Annotated in this window: 17 protein-coding genes and 1 tRNA gene; 9 read left to right on the top strand and 9 right to left on the bottom strand. The window is 66.7% G+C overall.

From position 1 onward, the window contains the following. Positions 1–4: 4 nt before the first annotated feature. The 3 genes from FWJ47_RS07220 to FWJ47_RS07210 are packed head-to-tail and all read right to left on the bottom strand — an operon-like array spanning position 5 to position 3897. Positions 5–1495: a diaminopimelate decarboxylase family protein gene (locus tag FWJ47_RS07220; protein ID WP_147106147.1), complete on the bottom strand. Its 1491-nt coding sequence runs from the start codon at positions 1493–1495 to the stop codon at positions 5–7. 5 nt (positions 1496–1500) lie between these two features. Further along, complete coding sequence (gene argS / locus FWJ47_RS07215; protein WP_147106144.1) at positions 1501–3156, bottom strand: arginine--tRNA ligase; 1656 nt, start codon at positions 3154–3156, stop codon at positions 1501–1503. Positions 3157–3198: 42 nt separating this feature from the next. Beyond that, entirely contained in the window at positions 3199–3897 is a 699-nt protein-coding gene (locus FWJ47_RS07210) for a LysE family translocator (RefSeq protein ID WP_147106141.1), read from the bottom strand. 81 nt (positions 3898–3978) lie between these two features. Here FWJ47_RS07210 and FWJ47_RS07205 point away from each other — a divergent pair, with 81 nt between their 5' ends. Further along, entirely contained in the window at positions 3979–4893 is a 915-nt protein-coding gene (locus tag FWJ47_RS07205; protein ID WP_170228521.1) for a LysR family transcriptional regulator, read from the top strand. Positions 4894–4966: 73 nt separating this feature from the next. Here the strand turns inward: FWJ47_RS07205 and glnA are convergent, their stop codons facing one another. Continuing rightward, positions 4967–6397, bottom strand: coding sequence for a type I glutamate--ammonia ligase (gene glnA / locus FWJ47_RS07200; protein WP_147109116.1), 1431 nt, complete (start codon positions 6395–6397; stop codon positions 4967–4969). A gap of 168 nt (positions 6398–6565) precedes the next feature. Here glnA and FWJ47_RS07195 point away from each other — a divergent pair, with 168 nt between their 5' ends. The 6 genes from FWJ47_RS07195 (at position 6566) to FWJ47_RS07170 (ending at position 11764) form a co-directional block, all read left to right on the top strand. After that, a complete protein-coding gene (locus tag FWJ47_RS07195) occupies positions 6566–6976 on the top strand; it encodes an RDD family protein (protein ID WP_147106134.1) in 411 nt (136 codons plus the stop codon). A gap of 9 nt (positions 6977–6985) precedes the next feature. Beyond that, complete coding sequence (locus FWJ47_RS07190; RefSeq protein ID WP_147106131.1) at positions 6986–8239, top strand: beta-propeller fold lactonase family protein; 1254 nt, start codon at positions 6986–6988, stop codon at positions 8237–8239. A gap of 180 nt (positions 8240–8419) precedes the next feature. Beyond that, the gene (locus FWJ47_RS07185; protein WP_147106128.1) at positions 8420–9511 is read left to right on the top strand and encodes an Rv2578c family radical SAM protein; all 1092 of its coding nucleotides are present in this window, start codon (positions 8420–8422) and stop codon (positions 9509–9511) included. Positions 9512–9521: 10 nt separating this feature from the next. Continuing rightward, complete coding sequence (locus tag FWJ47_RS07180) at positions 9522–11315, top strand: gamma-glutamyltransferase family protein (protein ID WP_147106126.1); 1794 nt, start codon at positions 9522–9524, stop codon at positions 11313–11315. Between the two features lie 9 nt (positions 11316–11324). After that, a complete protein-coding gene (locus FWJ47_RS07175) occupies positions 11325–11651 on the top strand; it encodes an antibiotic biosynthesis monooxygenase family protein (RefSeq protein ID WP_147106123.1) in 327 nt (108 codons plus the stop codon). Positions 11652–11688: 37 nt separating this feature from the next. Beyond that, positions 11689–11764: transfer RNA gene (locus tag FWJ47_RS07170), tRNA-Arg, on the top strand. Positions 11765–11913: 149 nt separating this feature from the next. Here FWJ47_RS07170 and FWJ47_RS07165 read toward each other — a convergent pair. Together FWJ47_RS07165 and FWJ47_RS07160 are read right to left on the bottom strand one after the other, a co-directional pair. Next, positions 11914–12192, bottom strand: coding sequence for a metal-sensitive transcriptional regulator (locus FWJ47_RS07165; RefSeq protein WP_147106120.1), 279 nt, complete (start codon positions 12190–12192; stop codon positions 11914–11916). Between the two features lie 52 nt (positions 12193–12244). Then, complete coding sequence (locus FWJ47_RS07160; protein ID WP_147106117.1) at positions 12245–12829, bottom strand: rhodanese-like domain-containing protein; 585 nt, start codon at positions 12827–12829, stop codon at positions 12245–12247. A 267-nt stretch (positions 12830–13096) separates the two neighbouring features. Here FWJ47_RS07160 and FWJ47_RS07155 point away from each other — a divergent pair, with 267 nt between their 5' ends. Then, positions 13097–14068: an arsenic resistance protein gene (locus FWJ47_RS07155; protein ID WP_147106115.1), complete on the top strand. Its 972-nt coding sequence runs from the start codon at positions 13097–13099 to the stop codon at positions 14066–14068. Between the two features lie 152 nt (positions 14069–14220). Then, positions 14221–14961, top strand: coding sequence for a hypothetical protein (locus FWJ47_RS07150; RefSeq protein WP_147106112.1), 741 nt, complete (start codon positions 14221–14223; stop codon positions 14959–14961). Between the two features lie 15 nt (positions 14962–14976). On the opposite strand, the gene FWJ47_RS07145 is transcribed toward FWJ47_RS07150, so the two are convergent. The 3 genes from FWJ47_RS07145 to cysD are packed head-to-tail and all read right to left on the bottom strand — an operon-like array spanning position 14977 to position 18847. Continuing rightward, entirely contained in the window at positions 14977–16401 is a 1425-nt protein-coding gene (locus tag FWJ47_RS07145; protein ID WP_147106109.1) for an FAD-dependent oxidoreductase, read from the bottom strand. Positions 16402–16445: 44 nt separating this feature from the next. Further along, positions 16446–17882 carry a sulfate adenylyltransferase subunit 1 gene (locus tag FWJ47_RS07140; protein ID WP_147106106.1) on the bottom strand — a complete coding sequence of 479 codons (1437 nt, stop codon included), beginning with the start codon at positions 17880–17882 and terminating at the stop codon, positions 16446–16448. Next, entirely contained in the window at positions 17882–18847 is a 966-nt protein-coding gene (gene cysD / locus FWJ47_RS07135) for a sulfate adenylyltransferase subunit CysD (protein ID WP_147106103.1), read from the bottom strand. The genes FWJ47_RS07140 and cysD overlap by 1 nt, the downstream gene beginning before the upstream one ends. Positions 18848–18866: the final 19 nt, after the last annotated feature.

Raw genomic sequence — 18866 nt, 5'->3', positions numbered from 1 at the left:
GCGGTCAGCGGGAGCCGGCGGCGTAGCCGGTGTCCCGGGCGAGCATCGTGTCAACAGTCTCGCGGCGGATCAGCACCTGAGACTCACCCCCTGTGACGCCGACGACAGCCGGACGGGTGAGGTAGTTGTAGTTGCTCGACAGTGAGTGGCAGTAGGCCCCGGTGGCAGGCACAGCGAGGATGTCCCCCCGGCCCACAGCCGTCGGCAAGTATACGTTTCGGACCACGATGTCACCGGACTCGCAGTGTTTGCCCACGATGCGAGACAGGGCGTGCTCACCCTCCTGGGAACGGGACGCAAGCACCGCAGAATAGTCAGCGTCGTAGAGCACCGGACGCGGGTTGTCCCCCATGCCGCCGTCGACAGCGACGTACCGACGGGTCAGGCCTTCCTCAACGACCACGTCCTTGGTCACACCAGCGGTGTAGAGGGTCACCCCCGCGGGGCCGGCGATCGCCCGGCCCGGCTCGATGCTGATGCGCGGGATGTCAAGGCCATTCTCGAGACAGGCCGTCTTCACAGTGCCGGCCAGAGCCTCCGCGATCTCCTGCGGGCCCCGCGGAGTGTCGGCCTCGGTGTAGGCGATTCCGTGCCCGCCTCCCAGATCCAGCTCGGCCAGCTCCACGCCGTGGGCATCGCGAACGGCGGCGAGGAAGCCGATGAGTCTGCGTGCGGCGAGCTCGAAGCCGTCCGGCTCGAAGATCTGAGAGCCGATGTGACAGTGCAGCCCCAGCAGCTCCACGCCGGAGAGGTTCAGCGCCGTCTGCACGGCGGACCATGCCGGAGAGCCGCGGTGCTCGCCGCCGTTCTGCACGGCAGCGTCGGCCGCACCCCCCGCTGTGAGGGCGGAGTCCTCTGCGGCGGCCGGAGTGAGAGAGAGCCCGAATTTCTGGTCCTCATGAGCGGTGGCGATGTGCTCGTGGGTGGAGGCGTGCACCCCCGGGGTCAGCCGCAGCATCACCGGGGCGGTGACTCCGAGGCCGGTTGCGAGATCAGAGATGCGGAAGAGCTCATCGAGGGAGTCAGCGATGACCCGCCCCACACCGGTCCGCAGCGCTTGGACGATCTCAGCGTCGGACTTGTTGTTGCCGTGCAGACCGATGCGCCGCGGCTCGATCCCGGCCGCGAGGGCGAGGCTCAGCTCCCCGCCGCTGGCGGTGTCGATGTTCAGCCCCTCCTCCGCGGCCCACCGTGCCGCGTGGGTGGTGAGAAAAGCCTTGCCTGCGTAGAAGACATCCACCTCAGTCTCGGGGGCGAACGCTTCGGCAAATGCTTCGCGGAAGGCCCGGGCCCGACGGCGGAAGTCGGCCTCGGAGACTACGTAGAGCGGGGTGCCGTGCTCGGCTGCGAGCTGAGAGACAGGGATGCCGCCGAGAGTGAGCTCGCCCTCGGCGGTGCGGCCGGCATCGGAGGGGAAGAGCTTCTGCTCCAGGTCCTCGGAGGACTCACGCGGAGTGAGCCATGCGGGAGCGAGCGGGTGCGGGGGCGTCGTCATGCTGCTCACATCTTCTCCGGTGCGCTGACTCCGAGGAGGGCCAGCCCGTTGCGGAGCACCTGGACTGCGGCGTCGTTGAGCCAGAGGCGGGTGCGGTTGAGGTCGGTCACCGGCTCCACGGTGCCGTCCTGGTGAGTCGACGGCGCTACCCGGCACTTGGCGTACCAGCCGTGGTAGGCCGCGGCGAGGCCCTCAAGGTAACGAGCCACCCGGTGCGGCTCACGGAGCTCGGCGGCGGAGGCCACCACGGAGGGGAAGCTGCCGAGGTGGGCCAGCAGCTCCTCCTCCGTCTGGTGGGTGAGCAGAGCGGCGTCGAAGCTGCTGCGGTCCACACCGTGAGCCTCCGCGTTGCGGGCTGCGTTGCAGGCACGCGCGTGGGCGTACTGCACGTAGAAGACGGGGTTCTCGTTGGTGCGCGACTGCAGCAGGTCCGGGTCCACATCGATGGGCGAGTCCGCGGGGTAGCGAGCCAAGGTGTAGCGCAGAGCGTCCGCGCCGAGCCATTCGATGAGGTCATCGAGGGCGATGATGTTGCCCTTGCGCTTCGAGAGCCTCGCCCCCCTGACGCTCATCAGCTGGCCGATGAGAATCTCGATGTTCTGCTGAGGGTCGTCGCCGGCGCAGGCGGCTATGGCCTTGAGCCGGCCCACGTAGCCGTGATGATCGGCGCCGAGAAGGTAGATCTTCTCCTCGAAGCCACGGTCGCGCTTGGAGAGGTAGTAGGCGGCGTCGGCGGCGAAGTAGGTGGGCTCGCCGTCGTCTTTGACGAGGACACGGTCCTTGTCGTCGCCGAAATCAGTGGTGCGCAGCCAGATGGCGCCGTCGCGGTCATCGACGTGGCCCTGCTCGCGCAGGGCGGCGATGGCGTCGTCGATCTTCCCGCCTTCGTGCAGGGTCCGCTCGGAGAACCACTGGTCGAAGTGGACGCCGAAGTTCTCCAGGGTCCGGCGCAGCAGCTTCATCTGCTCCTGGTAGGCGGCCTCCCGGACGATGGGCAGGGCCTCATCACGGCCCAGCTCACGGATGTCAGGGTGCTGGGCCGCAGCTGCTTCGGCGAGCTCGGCGACGTACTCGCCGGGGTAGCCGCCCTCCGGAACCTCCTCGCCGTGAAGCCGGGCCAGCACGCTGGAGGCGAAGACGTTCATCTGGTTGCCGGCGTCGTTGATGTAGTACTCAGTGGTGACCTGCGCCCCGGAGGCCCGCAGGAGCCGGCCGACCGCGTCGCCGAGCGCCGCCCAGCGGGTGTGGCCGATGTGCAGCGGACCGGTCGGGTTCGCGGAGACGTACTCCAGGTTGATGATGTGCCCGGTGAGGGCCTCGTTGTGCCCGAAGATCTCGCCGGCCTCCACGATGGTGCGGGCAAGCTCACCGGCAGCGGCGGCGTCGAGGGTGATGTTGATGAAGCCTGGGCCGGCGACCTCCACCTGCGAAATGCCGGAGGCCTCCCCCAGGCGTGCGGCGAGGATGTCGGCGAGCGCGCGGGGGCTCATTCCAGCGGGCTTGGCCAGCTGCAGGGCAATGTTGGTGGCCCAGTCGCCGTGGTCTCGGCTCTTGGGCCGCTCGACTCGGACCTCGTCCGGCACCTCGAGGCTCAGCTCGCCGGCCTCAACGGCCTGGGCGAGCACGGTCTTCACGGCTGCGGAGAGTTCTTCAGGAGTCACCAGAACATCCTAAATGCTGTGCCGCCGGCGCAGGACAGAGTGTCAGAGCAGAAGGCCGAGGACCCCGGAGGTGAGCATGTAGATGCCGAGGCCCAGCAGGATCAGGCCGCTGACCATCTCGATCCGGCCGGTGACCCTCGGGCTGGAGAGCCACCTGTTGGCTGCGTCCACCAGGAAGACGACGGCCAATAGGTAGGCGTACATGGTGCCGGCAACAGTTCCGCCCATCACGACGACGGCGAAGATCAGGCTGCCGTCCTCCGGCATGAACTGGGGAAAGATGGCCAGGAAGAACAGTGCCACTTTGGGGTTGGTCATGCATGTGGCAAGGCCCGCGAGGAATCCGGAGCGCAGGGTGGGCACCTTGGCGGCGCACTGATCATGGGTGCGAGGAGCCTCGGAAGCCAGGCCTGAGCCGCTGGCGCTGAGCGTGACGAGCAGCGGCGCGTTCATCCGCCGCCGGGCGGTGACGATGGTCCGGGCGGCCAGGAACAGGAGGTACATGCCGCCCACGGTGCTGAGGATCTCGTAGGCCACGGGCGAGGCGTCGAAGATCGCTGCGAGCCCTGAGGCGGTGAGGGCCGCCCAGACGAAGACTGCCGTGCATGAGCCGGTGGCGGCCCCGAGGCCCGCCCTGCGGGAGGAGAGCGCGCAGCGCAGCGACAGCATAGTGTCCGGCCCTGGGGTCACGGCGACGACGGCCGCGGCGGCGAGCAGTCCGAGGTAGCTGGCAAAAGTCACCTGGTCATCCTCAGCCGGCCAATGCGAAGCCACAAGCTGTCTTTTCTGTATGATTGTTCGGCATTGCCTGATAATGGATCGATGCTCAACCCTCAGCGGCTCCGCGTCCTGCAGGCGGTGATTGCGGCCGGCTCTCTGCAGGCCGCGGCCCGAAGCCTGCACTACTCCCCCGCCACTGTCAGTCAGCACATGGCGGAGCTTGCCAGGGAGACCGGCCTGAAACTGTTCGTCCGCCGCGGCCGCGGCCTGGAGGCCACCCCGGCGGCGCTGCAGCTGGCCGAGCAGGCCGAGGACGCGCTGGCCGCCCTCGATCGGCTGGCGCGCAGCGCAGAAGACATGCGCCGCGGGCACAGTCAGCAGCTGACCCTGGCCTCCTTCTCCTCAGCGGCGAAGGAATGGCTTCCCCATGTGGTCGCTGCGGTGCGGCAGGACTCCCCGGAGGTCATCGTGGAGATCAGCCTCAACGAGACTCCCGCGGGCAGGGCGCCCCGTCCGGCGGATCTGGACGTGCGCCAGGAGAGCCTCGAAGCGCCGCAGGAGCACATCGACGGGTATCTGCGCTATTCGCTGGGCGTGGAGGAGTTCGACGTCGCGCTTCCGGCTGGGCACCGGCTCGAGAACGTGGAGAAGGTGGCGGTGCATGAGCTCTCCGAGGAGCTGTGGATCGACCACGACATCTTTGACACCCCCGCCACCCGGATCATCCGGTCGGCCTGCCGGGCCGCCGGGTTCGCCCCGAACGTGGTGGCCCGGCTCGATGACCACTATGCGGCTCTGAGCCTGGTGGAGGCCGGCGTCGGGGTCACAGTCCTCACCCGGCTGGCACTGCAGGATGCGCCGCCGAATGTGAGCATCCGCCCGCTGCACAGACCGCAGGTGCAGCGCCGGGTGGTGGCGCATGTGCGGCAGGACCGGGGCAGCAGCCGACCGGTCGCCGTCGCACTGGAGACCCTCCAGCACTTGGCCGCGGAAGCCGGCCTCCGCCCGGAGAGCTGAATCCAGCAGACGCGCGGAGGGCCCCACCCGAGCGGGTGAGGCCCTCCGTGAAGAGTCAGTCAGAGGTGACTGATCAGACGCTGAAGTACAGCTCGAACTCAGCGGGAGTGGTGCGCATGCGGATCGGGTCGATCTCCTCCTCATGCTTGTACTCGATCCAGGCCTGGATCAGCTCCTCGGTGAAGACGCCGCCCTCGAGCAGGAAGTCGTGGTCGGCCTCCAGGGCTGCCAGGGCCTCCTCGAGGCTGCCGGGAGCCTGCGGGATGTCCTTGAGCTCCTCAGCGGGCAGCTCGTAGAGGTCCTTGTCGACGGGCTCGTGGGGCTCGATGCGGTTCTTGATCCCGTCCAGGCCGGCCATCATCATGGCGGCGAAGGCCAGGTAGGGGTTGCCCGAGGCGTCAGGGGCGCGGAACTCGAGGCGCTTGGCCTTGGGGTTGGAGCCGGTGATCGGGATACGGACCGCGGCGGAGCGGTTGCCCTGGGAGTAGACCAGGGAGACGGGCGCCTCGTAGCCCTTCACCAGTCGCTTGTAGGAGTTCACCGTCGGGTTGGAGAAGGCCAGCACGGCGGCTGCGTGCTTCAGCAGGCCGCCGATGTACCAGCGAGCGGTGTCGGAGAGGTTGGCGTAGCCGGCCTCGTCGTAGAAGAGGGGCTCGCCGCCGCTCCACAGGGACTGGTGGCAGTGCATGCCGGAGCCGTTCTCCTCGAAGACAGGCTTGGGCATGAAGGTGGCTGCCAGGCCGTACTTGGCGGCGGTGTTCTTCACCACGTACTTGAACTTCTGGATGTCGTCGGCAGCCAGAGTCAGGGTGTTGAACTTGTAGTTGATCTCCTGCTGGCCGGGGCCGGCGACCTCGTGGTGGGCGCGCTCCACGGACAGGCCGGCGCGCTCCAGGGCGAGGACGATCTCGTCACGGACCTCAGCGGACTTGTCCTGCGGAGTCACGGGGTAGTAGCCGCCCTTGGTGGCGAGCTTGTGCGCGTCCGGGACGCCGTCGAACTCGCCGCTCTTGCCGGAGCCCCAGTTGGCCTCCTTGGCGTTGACCTTGAAGAAGGACTCGTTCGGGGAGTTGCTGTAGGAGACCTCGTCGAACAGGAAGAACTCAGCCTCGGGGCCGAAGAAGGCGGTGTCGGCGATGCCGGAGGAGGCGAGGTACTCCTCGGCCTTCCGGGCGATGCCGCGGGGGTCGCGGGCGTAGGGCTCGCCGGTGCGGGGGTTGATGATGGAGAAGGTCATCACGAGGGTCTTGGCCTCGCGGTACTCGTCGAGGAACGCGGTGGTGGGGTCCGGGATGAGCTGCATGTCAGACTCCTGGATGCCCTGGAATCCGCGGATGGAGGAGCCGTCGAAGAGCTGGCCGTTCTCGAAGAAGTCGAGGTCGACGGTGTGGGCCGGAACATTGAAGTGGTGCTGCAGGCCGGGCAGGTCGGTGAAGCGAATGTCGACGAACTTCACGTCCTCATTCTTGATGAAGTCGAGAACTTCCTGGGGGCTGGAGAACATGCGGTACTGCTCCTCATCGTGTGAGTCGGTCATCGGACTCCTGAGCTCCGGTTCAGCAACTCGGCCTCAGGCAGACATCTGACACACTACCGACCCTTGGGTTTCCCGCCGGTCACGCAAATGTTTCCAAGATGTTAACGGGGACTCTCATCCGTACACTGGTCGCTTGTGACTGCAGAGCACGACGACGAATACCCCGGCGATCTCCTGGGGCTCCCCCCTGATGGCCCAGGCGCTTTGGCCCCCTTCGGCAGACGGGTGCTGGCCCTGTTCATCGACTGGGGCATCGCCTCGCTGATCTCCTTCGCGTTCTTCGGCTTCGACGAACTGGTCACACTGGGAATCTTCGTGCTCATGCACGTGCTGCTGGGCGGCCTGCTGGGCGTCACGATCGGCAAACGTCTGATGCGCATCCAGGTGGTGCGGCTGGGCAACGGCGGGCCCGCCTCGATCCCCGGCCCGGCGTGGTCGAGCCTGCGAACGGCGATGCTGCTCCTGATCATTCCCGTACTGCTGATCTCCCCGGACGGCCGCGGCGCCCATGACAGAATTGCTGGGACCGTTCAGCTCCAGATGTGAGGAACACCCATGACTGAGCCCCGCACCGTCCCCCTGCGCCTGGCTGCCCTTTCGCTGAGCGCTGCCGTGCTGCTGACGGCCTGCGGTGGCGACGGCGAGGAGCAGTCGGCTGAGGATGAGCAGGAGAGCATCCCCAGCCCCACGCTTGAAGGCGGCGAGGATCAGGCTGAGGGCGGTGACTCCGGGGATGACGAGGAGGGCGGCAGCGCCGTCCCGGATGAGGACGAGATCCCGGACCGGCCGGCGTCGAACACCACTGGGTTCTCATATGCGGAGTCCATCACCGAGCCTTCTATCTTTCCGAAGTCTGTGGTCTCCAACGGGCGGGGCCTCGCGATCGCGAACAACATGATCTACCGGAACAGCTCCACGCTGTACGACACCGAGGAGCGGGAGCTGGTCCAGGAGCTGGATGCGACGCTGAGCCCCGCTGACTTCGGCGTGGACGGCTACCCGGATGAGGTGACCGGCGCGCCCGTGGAGGCGGTGTGGACTGAGGACGGCGAGTACGCGTACGTCTCCCAGTACCGCTTCCGGGACTACGGCGCGGACGCCTACGACGACTGCCGCAACGGGGATGCCGTCGAGCCCACCGCCCTGTTCCGCTACAGCGTGGAGGAAGGCGACTGGGACGACTTCATCGAGGTGGGCCGCGTCCCCAAGTACCTCGCAGTGACCCCGGATGCCTCCACCCTGCTGGTCTCCAACTGGTGCGACCACGACCTCTCCGTGGTGGATGCCGAGTCCGGGGAGACCACGGAGCGCATCCGGCTGAACTCGCAGCCCCGCGGCATCGCCCCTATGCCGGACAACCAGACCGTGTACGTCACTGCCATGTACGCCGATGAGATATACGAGGTGGACCTGGAGACCGGCGAGGCGGAGATGTTCTACAACCAGGGCGAGCGCCCCCGGCACCTGGTCCTCTCCCCCGAGGGCGACGTCCTGTATGCGACGTTCTCGGGCTCGGACCAGATCGTCGCGTTCGACACGGAGACCAACGAGGTGATCGATTCCACCCCGACGGGCCGGGAACCGCGGACCATGGACATCTCCGCAGACGGCACCGCCCTGTTCGCCGCGAACTACTACGACAACACGATCTCCAAATTCGACGCTGAGACCTTGGACGAGATCGAGACGCTGCCTGCGGGCGAGTATCCCATCGGGGTCACCTATGACGAGCTCTCCGGCACGGTGTGGGTCTCCAACTACCACGACGGCGGTGCCCTGATGATCTTCGACGACACTGTCGAGCAGTAGCGGCTCGGGACACCGCGCAATCAGCTGCCGGTGCAGAGAGCGACGCAAGGCCTTTGCGACAGCCCCTGCTCCTGCGAGTGCGAAGCCTGCTGCTATGCCTCGGGAACTGTCCGCTCGTGGACGCTGCTGAGCCACGCGCAGCCATAGACGTGGACTCGAATATATGTTCGAATATCGTCCATGCGGTGGGAGAACCAGAAGATCCACGATGACGCCGGCACACCGGCCGCGGCGCCCCTCATCCCGATGCAGGGACTCCTGCGCAGCGTCCGCACACCTGAGTTCGACGGCATCACGTTCCATGAGGTTGCGGCCAAGACTGCTCTCAACAAAGTGCCCGGCCAGTCCAATATGCCGTTCAAGTGGACCGTTAACCCAACGCGTGGATGCAGCCATTCCTGTAAATATTGCTTCGCGAGAAATACGCATAGTTATTTGGATATGGGGACGGGCGAGGACTTCGACACGCAGATCGTTGTGAAGACGAATGTGGCTGAGGTGCTGAGGGCGGAGCTGGCTAAGGCGTCATGGAAGCGCGAGCACGTTGCCTTGGGCACCAACACGGACCCGTATCAGCGGTTGGAGGGCCGGTATCAGCTCATGCCCGGCATCATCCGGGCGTTGGCGGACTCGGAGACGCCGTTCTCCATCCTCACCAAAGGGCCCCTGCTGAAAAGGGACCTGCCCCTGCTGGTCGAGGCGTCCAAGAGGGTGGATGTTTCTGTGGCCGTGTCCCTGGCCATCATGGACCCTCCTCTGCAGCAGGCCGTGGAGCCCGGCACCCCCAATCCCACGGCCCGGCTCAACCTGGTCCGCACTGTCGCCGACGCAGGCTTGAACGTGAATGTTCTGGCGATGCCGATTCTGCCCTGGCTGACCGACTCTGAGGATCATCTCGACTGGCTGCACGGCTCCCTGAAGGAGGCTGGCGCCAGCTGGGTGAGCACGGGGGCTCTTCACCTGCGGCCCGGCGCCCGCGAATGGTTCATGCAGTGGCTGCAGCAGGAGCACCCCGCCCTGGTGCCCAGATACAGGCGGCTCTACAGCGGCAAGCACGGCTTCGGAAGCTATGCCTCCAAGGAGTACAAGCAGTGGCTGGGAGCCAGGGCGGCGGAAGCACGACGCCGGCATGGCTTCGAACGGGACAGCGATCTGCGCTGGCGAGGCCGCACCTCCCCCGAGGAGTCCGCCCCGCAGCAGCGCGCCGATGACCCGCAGCTGCAGCTTCCCGGGCTGGAGCTCTCCGGACAGGCGCAGGGCGCCCTGTGGTGAGATAGCAGGCATGACGTTCACCCACGCCGCCGACTTCACCACTCGCCCCACCCTCGAAGGGCACTTTGGGATGAGCGCCTCCACCCACTGGCTGGCCACCGCCTCAGCACAGTCCGTCCTGGAGCGCGGCGGCAACGCTTTCGACGCCGCAGCCGCGGGGGCGTTTGTCCTGCATGTGGTGGAGCCGCACCTCAACGGCCCCGGCGGCGACATGACGGGAGTCTTCGCCGCCGCAGATGACCCCACGCCCATCGTCCTGAACGGACAGGGCCCCGCGCCGGCGGCCGCCACCCTGGAGCACTGCGCAAGTCTGGGCCTGGACCGGGTTCCAGGAGCGGGCGCGCTGGCCGCCGCCGTGCCGGCGGCCGTCGACGCGTGGCTGCTGCTCCTGCGCGACCACGGCACCTGGGAGCTGGCCCGTGTCCTGGATTTCGCCATCGACTACGCGGAGAACGGGCATCGGGCCGTGCCCGCCATCAGCGGCATCATCCGCACCGTTCAGGAGCTCTTCACCGAGCATTGGCCCACCTCTGCTGCGCAGTGGATGCCAGGGGGCCGTGTCCCTGAGCCGGGTGAGACGCTCACCAACCCGGTCTATGCGAAGGTGCTGCGCGGCCTGGTGGAGGCTGGTGCGGAGGCAGCTGACCGCCAGGGTCGCATCGATGCCGCGCGTACTGAGTGGAAGACCGGCAAAGTCGCCGCGGCCGCCGCAGAGTATGTGAAGACGCCTCACCGGCATTCCGACGGCGGGGACTACGCCGGAGTGATCACCCAGGAGGACTTCGCGGACCACTCTGCCGGCTACGAGGACGCTGTCACCATCGAGTTCCGCGGACACACCATCGCCAAGACGGGTCCCTGGGGTCAGGGTCCTGTGCTGCTGCAGGCCCTGAAGATTCTCGACGGCTTCGACGACGTTCGTCTGGACCCCGGCACGGAGCTCGGGGCCCACACCATCCTGGAGGCGCTCAAGCTCGCCATGGCCGACCGGGACACCTACTACGCAGACGGTGAGGTGCCGCTTAATCACCTGCTCAGTGACGAGTACGCCGCCGCCCGCCGCCAGCTGATCACCGAGGAGGCCTCGCACGAGTTCAGCCCCGGTGACATCCCCGGGGCCGCCAAGACGCTTCCCCGCCTCGAACGCGCAGGCACAGGCCTCAGCGGCGGAGCGGCGGGCGGCGGCGAGCCGACGGTCAGCAGGGCCGGCGAGACGAAGGGCGACACGTGCCATATCGACGTCGTGGACCGCTGGGGCAACATGATCTCGGCCACCCCATCGGGCGGGTGGCTGCAGTCCTCACCGACCATCCCCGAGCTGGGATTCCCCCTCGGCACCCGGCTGCAGATGAACTGGCTTGATCCGGGCTCTCCGAGCGCCCTGAAGCCGGGGAAGCGGCCGCGCACAACTCTCACGCCCACCCTGGTCCTCAAAGACGGTGCGCCTTTCATGGCGCTGGGGACCCCTGGCGGCGACCAGCAGGACCAGTGGCAGCTGCTGTTCCTGCTGCGCACCCTGGTGGGAGGCCACACCCCGCAGCAGGCCATCGACGCACCGGCGCTGCACACCACCTCCCTGCCGTCATCGTTCTGGCCGCGTCAGTGGGAGCCCGGCGGCGCCGTGGTCGAAGACCGGCTCGGCGACGATGTCATCGCCGGCCTGGAACGGCGAGGCCACGCCATCACCCGCGCGGGAGAATGGAAGCTCGGACGCCTCTCCTGCGTGGTCCGCGACCCTGCCTCCGGCCGGCTTCAAGCTGCTGCGAACCCGCGGGCCGCGCAAGGGTATGCGGCAGGCCGTTAGACTCGAACCATGGCCAACTCCCCCGTGATCAAGATCAACGCCATCACCGTCCCCGAAGGCTCCGGCGACGAGCTCGGCAAACGGTTCGCCGCCCGCCAGAGCTCTATGGAGGGGACCTCCGGATTCCAGGGATTCGAGCTCCTCAAGCCCACCGACGAGCGGACTACCTGGCTGGTGGTGACCCGCTGGGACTCCGAGGAGGACTACGAGAGCTGGCGGAGCTCCGAGCAGTTTGCCGCGTCGCACAGCGATAAGGAGGAGGGCGAGGAGCCCAAGCAGAAGCCGGTCGGCATGTCCGCTGAGCTGTGGAGCTACGAGGTCTCGGTCACCGGCTGATTCTGGTAGCCTAGATCGGTCGCTGAAAGCGACCCCCGCCTCCATAGCTCAGGGGATAGAGCGTCGGTTTCCGGTACCGAAGGTCTGAGGTTCGAATCCTCATGGGGGCACCAATTCAGCCGGGCATCAGGCCGAGCTTGCTCCAGCATGTCAGAGGCGATCAGGGTGTCTGAGCCTGTGCCAGCCGTCGAATCAACGGGTGGCCCTTGTTCAACCTGCGACAAGCGCAGTCTGGTATCCACTATGACCTTCGCCGCAGGTCTCAGGAGAGGGAGAGGAACAGTTTTTCGAGTTCCTCGATGGTCAGGCCATCCTCTTCTTCGGCTGCCGCCTCGGGCTCCGTGACGCAGTGCTGCATAGCACCCGAGACAATGATGAACCCAGCCCGATCCAGGGCGGTGGATACCGCGGCCAGCTGAGTGACAACCTCCCTGCACGAACCGCCGTTCTCCACCGCGCTGATCACGGAGTCAAGCTGGCCGCGGGCACGCTTGAGCCTGTTGATGATCCTGCGCTGAGTTTCGGGATCTGCGTTGCGCATGAGGCGTCCTTCCGGTGCCTGAAGACCAGTGAGCAGAGAATCTAAAGCGGGCTCACAGCCTGCCGGACGCATCAGAGATATCCCGCAGCGCAGATTCCAAGGTGGGCTCTGCTGCCGTCCTGTTCCACGGCATCCGACTCAGCACATACGACATCCCACACGTGTTGGTCGAGGCAGCGAAGATCAGCCCAGAGCCTACGCCGAAGGAGAGCCACTTCAATTTCGGATGGATGAAATGGCTGGCGAGAATGCCAGTCGTCACCAAGGCCCCGGCCCCCATGCGCACCTGGCGCTCCATCGCCCAGCGCTGTGTTCCCCGCAGCAGCTCCCCGCCTGCTTGCACGTAGGCGTCAATACCCCCGTTGAGCGTTCGAAGACGATCCGCCCCGGCTTTGGACAGAATCTGTGCGGCCTGCTGGCTGCGTACACCGGCTTGGCAGAGCAGCACCGCGTTCTCCGGCAAAGAGGACGCGACGGCAGAAGGGTTCTTCTCAAGCAGATCCAGCGGCAGACTGCGCGATCCCCTGATGTGAGCAAACTCGAACTCAACCGGTGTCCGGACATCGATCAGTACGGTCTGGGACGAAGAACCAACGTTCTGGAGCAGCTCTTCGGGAGCGCAATATGCGGCGGTCATAGGGAACCTTTCGTCAATGAAGCGGGAGGTCAGCCCCGAGGGAATCCCTACTATATACCCCTGGGGGTATATTATGTGGGTTCTCCGGCGATCTCGCCAGAGCTAATGCCTCAATCAGCGCACTGCCGCAGGCAGCTCATGACCGACGCAACAGATCACAGGCTGACCTCCGAGTCGCCGCGAAGGTCTAGCGTGTAGCCATGTTCACATCTTCCTCCTGTGCGGCTCCGCTGCAAGAGCTCCGCCTGATGCTCGCCGGGAGGATTCATGTCCTGGGCTGAACGGCTTCAGAGCGTCTTCGTCGCTGCAGCCGCACTGGCCGGCCTCAGTCTGGGGCTGGCCACCCCGCTGGGTGAGTACGGCGAGCCTGTGGTCATCCCGGCGCTTCTGGCGATGCTCACCGCGATCTTCGTGCAGATGAGCGCCGCCCACGTCGGTGAGGTCCGCCGAGCAAAATCACTGGTGGCCGCCAGCCTCGTCCTGAACTACGTCTTTACCCCTGCGCTGGCCTGGGCCCTCGGCGCTGGCCTGCTCGGGGATCAGCCGGACCTGCGGATCGGGCTCCTGCTGCTCCTTGTGACCCCCTGCACGGACTGGTACCTGGTCTTCACCGCTGTGGCCAAAGGGCACACCGGCATCGCCGCCTCTCTGCTTCCGGTGAACCTCGTACTGCAGCTTCTGCTGCTGCCGGTCTACGTGCTGCTGCTCGGCGGTGATGCTGCAATGGTCGATGCCGCTGTGCTGGCTGAGGCAGTGCTTCTGATGCTGCTGGCCCCACTGGTGGCCGCATTCGTCATCCGCTGGCTGTCACAACGGCTCAAGGGCGAGCGGTGGCGGGAGAATACCTTGAACCCTTGGGCGGGGAAGCTGGTCATGCCGCTGCTGTGCGTGGCCGTGCTGGCGATGTTCGCGTGGCAAGCCCCCGTCGTGGCGGACCACGGCACCGAGCTGATTCTGCTGCTGCCAGCCCTTGCCGGGTTCTTCGTCATCCTGCCGCTGGCAGCCACCTTGAGCTCGAGGCTCCTGCAGCTGCCGGGCCCGCAGCGGGTGACCCTGACCATGGTCACCACTGCCCGAAACTCACCCATCGCGCTGGGGATCGCAGTGGCCGCGTTCCCCGACCGGCCGCTGATCGCCGTGGCCCTAGTGATCGGTCCGCTCATCGAGCTCCCGGTGCTGGCGATCCTTGCCCAGCTCATCCGCCACAGAGCACCCGGCCGGGGAGAGCCGGCCGGCTGAGAGCCCAAGGATGAAGATTTCGAACGCCCCTGCACGAAGGCAGGATGGTGGTTGACCCATGAACCACGTGCACTGCTGTGCGAGGCGCGCTTCGGGCTGAACTATTGCCTTCTACACTGGCAGCAGCAGCCGCAACACAGCAGGAAGGCACAATGAACAGGGAAGATTCCCGCAAGGAGCAGGCCAAGGACGCCGCTGGGGAGCTGACTGAGCCCTTCCGCAACGAGGGGATATCCCAGGACCGGGCCGAGGAGCTCAACGAGCGCTGGGAGCGCCGGCTCGCATGGCCGGTGCTGATCGCCGCCATCGTCTCCGTGCCCGCCACCTTCCTCACCCTCCTCGACGAGCCCTGGGAGATGATCGGGCACATCGGCCTCTACGCCACCTCCGTAGTGCTCGTCGCCGAAGTTCTCATCTTCTTCCTCATCTCCCCCAAGAAGATCGAATGGGTCAGAGAGAACAAATGGCTCATCGGGCTGACCATCCTCACGATCATCGCCGTCGTGTTCAGCATCGGACCCATGCAGATCCTCCGCGTAGTGCGCAGCGTCGGAGCCCTGCGCGTGCTGCGCGCCAAACAGGTCGCCACCGCCGGGGAGAAGCTCGGCAAAGACGGGCGCAGCAAGTGGCGCCGGATCTTCGGAAAAGTGCTCGCGACCGTGATCGTCGCGGTCTTCGTGTTCATCGCATTCGTCGACCCCGACTCGGAGGCACGCCAGTTCATCGAAGGCTTCGTCGGAGAGGAAGGGGCCACCATCGGCGCCTTCATCGCAGGATTCCTCACCCTCGGCGGCATGTACCTGCTCGTCCGCGACCCCAAGAGCAAAGACGACGAGGAGGAGGAAAGCAAAGAGGGCTCAGACTCCCAGCAGGAGTCCGAGCCCTCTCAGTAATGCTGCTCCGACAGGTCAGCTGGCAGTGACGCCGCGAGAGACGCTGACCATCTCCTCGCGCTCCACCACCTTGATGCGCTCCCGGGCCTCGCCGCCGGGCAGAGTGAAGGTCTCCCCCAGCTTGCGCTCGTGCTCGTCCAGGGACAGCCAGCCCTCCCAGGAGGTGGTCTGCACGCTGCGGGACTCCAGCAGCTCCACCACGTCGGAGTCGCGCTGCTCCGCCCCAGGAAGGTTCGGGAAGTCCTCAAGGAGATTGTTGATGGTCTCCAGGGCGTCGCCCTTGGTGTGGCCGATCAGGCCCACCGGGCCGCGCTTGATCCAGCCGGTGGCGTAGATGCCCTCCACCTGGGAGCCGGTCTCGTCCAGGACACGGCCCCCATCGTTGGGGATGACGCCCTTCTCGGAGTCGAACGGGACATCGGCCAGCGGGGAGCCGAAGTAGCCGACGGCACGGTAGACCGCCTGGACCGGGTACTCCACGTACTCGCCGGTGCTCTTGGCACGGGCGTTGCCGTCCAGCTCCATGCGCTCGAACCTGATGCCCGCCACCTTGCCGGTGCCGGAGCCGTCCTCGTTCCTGCCCTCAATGATCTCCACCGGCTGGTGCAGGAAATGCAGGTGAAGCTTCCGGGACGCCTCCTCGGTGCGCTCCTCCTGCTCCACCAGCCAGTTCGCCAGGGTGTTGACCATCGTCTTCACCTGGTTGTTGGTCTTGATGGACTCATCCGAGGCCTCATCGAACTCGAAGTCCTCCTCGTAGAGGACGATGTCGACGTCCTTGCTGTGTGAGAGCTCGCGCAGCTCCAGGGGAGTGAACTTCACCTGGGCAGGACCGCGACGCCCGAAGACGTGCACGTCCTTGACCGGGGACGCTTTCAGACCCTCGTACACGTTGTCCGGGATCTCGGTCTCCAGCAGGTCGTCAGCGTGCTTGGAGACCACGCGAGCCACGTCGAGGGCCACGTTGCCGTTGCCGAGCACAGCGACCTGCTCGGCCTCCAGAGGCCACTCACGAGGGTAGTCCGGGTGACCGTCGTACCAGGACACGAAATCGGCCGCCCCGTAGGAGCCCTCGAGGTCGATGCCAGGAATGTTCAGGGCAGCGTCGTCGATCGCGCCGGTGGCGAAGATCACGGCGTCGTAGTGCTTCTTCAGCTCCTCCAGCGTGACGTCCCGGCCGTAGTCCACATTGCCGATGAACCGGATGCCGCCGCGCTCCATCACCTTGTGCAGCGCCTTGATGATGCCCTTGATGCGCGGGTGATCCGGGGCCACGCCGTAGCGGATCAGCCCAAAGGGCGCCGGATAGCGGTCAAACAGGTCGATGGCAATGTTCTCGCCCTGCTCGGAGCGCTGCAGGATGTCTGAGGCGTAGACACCGGCGGGGCCGGCGCCGATGACGGCGACACGGCGGAAGGGAGCGGAGGTGGTCTCGGTCATCTGGGTTCTGGTCCTTGTCCTTACGTGGTGGGTGAGGTGCCTGTCTAGGAGGACAGCCAGTCCTCGTCGGAGCCGGCGTCCTGCCCCTCGGCAGCCTCGGGCAGGCTGATCAGTCCGGCAGCCAGTGTATTGCCGTCAGCTGGGTCGATCAGCAGCGAGGCTCCTGTGCGCTTGGATGCGACGTAGTCATCCACGGGCAGCGCCGCGGCAAGCTTGATGGTGGCGGTTCCGATGTCGTTGAGCTGAAGCTGCTCAGCATTGTCCGCGCTCAAGGTGGTCAGGTCCAGCCGGCTGTCCACTTCAGTCACGAGTGCCTTGACCGTGGCGGTGCCGTGCTTGAACAGGACCCGGTCTCCCGGCACGAGCGGCTTCTCGTTCAGCCAGGCCAGGCGCACCGTGAGCTCGTCCAGCTCCTGGGCAGGGGCGGCCTCCGCGGTCAGCACACTGCCGCGCGCGACGTCGTACTGCCCGGCCAGCTCGACCACCACCGATTCGCCTGCGGAGGCCGCCTCCCCGGGAACAAGGTCCTGCTGCAGGCCGGTGCGCCGCACTGCGGTGACCTCAGTGGCATGCCCGCCCGGCTGGATACGCACGGTGTCCCCCGGGGACAGCCGACCTGCAGCGACCTGACCGGCATAGCCGCGGAAGTCGGTGAACGCCTCGGCGTCCACCTCCGGGGCCAGTCCGCCCTGGGGGCGGATCACCGTCTGCACCGGCAGGCGCATCGGCTCCTCGAGGCGGTGCTCGGCGTCAGCGTCGGGAAGCTGCTCGAGGACGGGCAGCAGCGCCTCCCCCGTGTACCAGGGCGTGTTCTCGGAGACCTTCACCACGTTGTCGCCGCGCAGGGCAGAGACCGGAACGACGATGGGCTCGGCCTGGGCGCGCTCAGCGCCGGCGTTCTGAGCGCGCAGGTCACGGGAGACCTGACGGATCTCAGTCTCCACAGCACGGAAGGCATCCTCGCTGTAGGAGAGGGCGTCGATCTTGTTCACCGCCACGATGATGTGCTCGACCCGCAGCAGGGTCGCCACTGCGAGATGGCGCCGGGTCTGCTCCACCACGCCGTTGCGCACATCCACCAGCAGCACCACGGCGTCGGCGGTGGAGGTGCCCGTGACTGTGTTCCGGGTGTACTGGACGTGTCCGGGGCAGTCGGCGAGCACAAAGCTGCGCTTGTCGGTGGCGAAGTATCGGTAGGCGACGTCGATGGTGATGCCCTGCTCGCGCTCCGAGCGCAGACCATCGGTCAGCAGCGCAAGGTCCAGCGGCTGTCCCTCCTCGTCGAAGGACTCCCCGAAGCCGCGCTCAGCCGAGGTGCGCGCGACGGCGGCCAGCTGATCGGTCAGGATCGCCTGGGCGTCGTGCAGCAGGCGGCCCACCAGGGTGGACTTGCCGTCGTCGACGCTGCCAGCGGTGGCCAGGCGGAACAGGGTGCCCGAGGATCTCATGCTCTTTTCCGGGGCCTCAGCGGTGATAGTCATTAGAAGTACCCGTCCTTCTTCCGGTCCTCCATGGCGGCCTCGGAGAGGCGGTCGTCGGCGCGGGTGGCTCCCCGCTCGGTGACGGTCGCCTCGGCGACCTCGCGCAGGACCAGCTCGTTGTTCACGGCACCGGAGCGCACCGCACCGGTGCAGGACATGTCCCCCACGGTGCGGTAACGGACCTGCATGGTCTCAGTGCTCTCCTCGGGGGTGGGCTGACTGAAGGGCCCCACTGCCCGGATCATCCCGTCGCGGTGGAAGACCTCCCGCTCGTGGGCGTAGTACAGCGGGGGCAGTTCGATGTTCTCGTAGGCGATGTAGCGCCACACATCCAGCTCGGTCCAGTTGCTGATGGGGAACGCCCGCACGTGCTGGCCGGGCTTGTGACGGCCGTTGTACAGGTTCCACAGCTCGGGCCGCTGCGAGCGGGGGTCCCATTGGCCGAACTCGTCGCGCAGGGACAGGATGCGCTCCTTGGCCCGCGCGCGGTCCTCATCGCGGCGGGCCCCGCCGAAGACGGCGTCGAACCTGTTGTCCGCGATGGTGCGCAGCAGCGGCACAGTCTGCAGGGGGTTGCGCGTGCCGTCTGCTCGCTCCTGCAGCTCGCCGGAGTCGATGAGCTCCTGCACGGACCCGACCACCAGGCGCAGGCCCAACCGCTCCACGGTGCGGTCGCGGAAGTCGATGACCTCCGGGAAATTGTGGCCGGTGTCGATGTGCACCACAGGGAAGGGCACCTTGCCGGGCCAGAAGGCCTTGGCGGCCAGGTGCAGCATCACCACGGAGTCCTTGCCGCCGGAGAAGAGCATGGCGGGCCGGTCGAACTCGGCGACGACCTCCCGGATGATGTGGATGGCCTCAGCCTCCAGGCGGGCCAGCGCCGTGGTGCCGGCGGCGGAGAGAACGCCGTTCTCGGCCAGCTGCCGGGCGGTGCGCTCCGCGGCGGGTGCGGTGGTGGTGGTCATGGGCGTCCTTGGGGTGCGT

Origin of the sequence: Nesterenkonia populi (assembly GCF_007994735.1) — a bacterium.
GTDB lineage: Bacteria > Actinomycetota > Actinomycetes > Actinomycetales > Micrococcaceae > Nesterenkonia > Nesterenkonia populi.
This window is presented reverse-complemented; position numbering and strand designations above follow the sequence as displayed.

Bases quoted from the DNA above. Each gene is read 5' to 3' on its own strand.
- FWJ47_RS07220 (WP_147106147.1), bottom strand. From the start codon at position 1,495: ATGACGACGCCCCCGCACCCGCTCGCTCCCGCATGGCTCACTCCGCGT.
- FWJ47_RS07205 (WP_170228521.1), top strand. From the start codon at position 3,979: ATGCTCAACCCTCAGCGGCTCCGCGTCCTGCAGGCGGTGATTGCGGCC.
- glnA (WP_147109116.1), bottom strand. From the start codon at position 6,397: ATGTTCTCCAGCCCCCAGGAAGTTCTCGACTTCATCAAGAATGAGGAC.
- FWJ47_RS07190 (WP_147106131.1), top strand. From the start codon at position 6,986: ATGACTGAGCCCCGCACCGTCCCCCTGCGCCTGGCTGCCCTTTCGCTG.
- FWJ47_RS07185 (WP_147106128.1), top strand. From the start codon at position 8,420: ATGCGGTGGGAGAACCAGAAGATCCACGATGACGCCGGCACACCGGCC.
- FWJ47_RS07180 (WP_147106126.1), top strand. From the start codon at position 9,522: ATGACGTTCACCCACGCCGCCGACTTCACCACTCGCCCCACCCTCGAA.
- FWJ47_RS07175 (WP_147106123.1), top strand. From the start codon at position 11,325: ATGGCCAACTCCCCCGTGATCAAGATCAACGCCATCACCGTCCCCGAA.
- FWJ47_RS07165 (WP_147106120.1), bottom strand. From the start codon at position 12,192: ATGCGCAACGCAGATCCCGAAACTCAGCGCAGGATCATCAACAGGCTC.
- FWJ47_RS07160 (WP_147106117.1), bottom strand. From the start codon at position 12,829: ATGACCGCCGCATATTGCGCTCCCGAAGAGCTGCTCCAGAACGTTGGT.
- FWJ47_RS07155 (WP_147106115.1), top strand. From the start codon at position 13,097: ATGTCCTGGGCTGAACGGCTTCAGAGCGTCTTCGTCGCTGCAGCCGCA.
- FWJ47_RS07150 (WP_147106112.1), top strand. From the start codon at position 14,221: ATGAACAGGGAAGATTCCCGCAAGGAGCAGGCCAAGGACGCCGCTGGG.
- FWJ47_RS07145 (WP_147106109.1), bottom strand. From the start codon at position 16,401: ATGACCGAGACCACCTCCGCTCCCTTCCGCCGTGTCGCCGTCATCGGC.
- FWJ47_RS07140 (WP_147106106.1), bottom strand. From the start codon at position 17,882: ATGACTATCACCGCTGAGGCCCCGGAAAAGAGCATGAGATCCTCGGGC.
- cysD (WP_147106103.1), bottom strand. From the start codon at position 18,847: ATGACCACCACCACCGCACCCGCCGCGGAGCGCACCGCCCGGCAGCTG.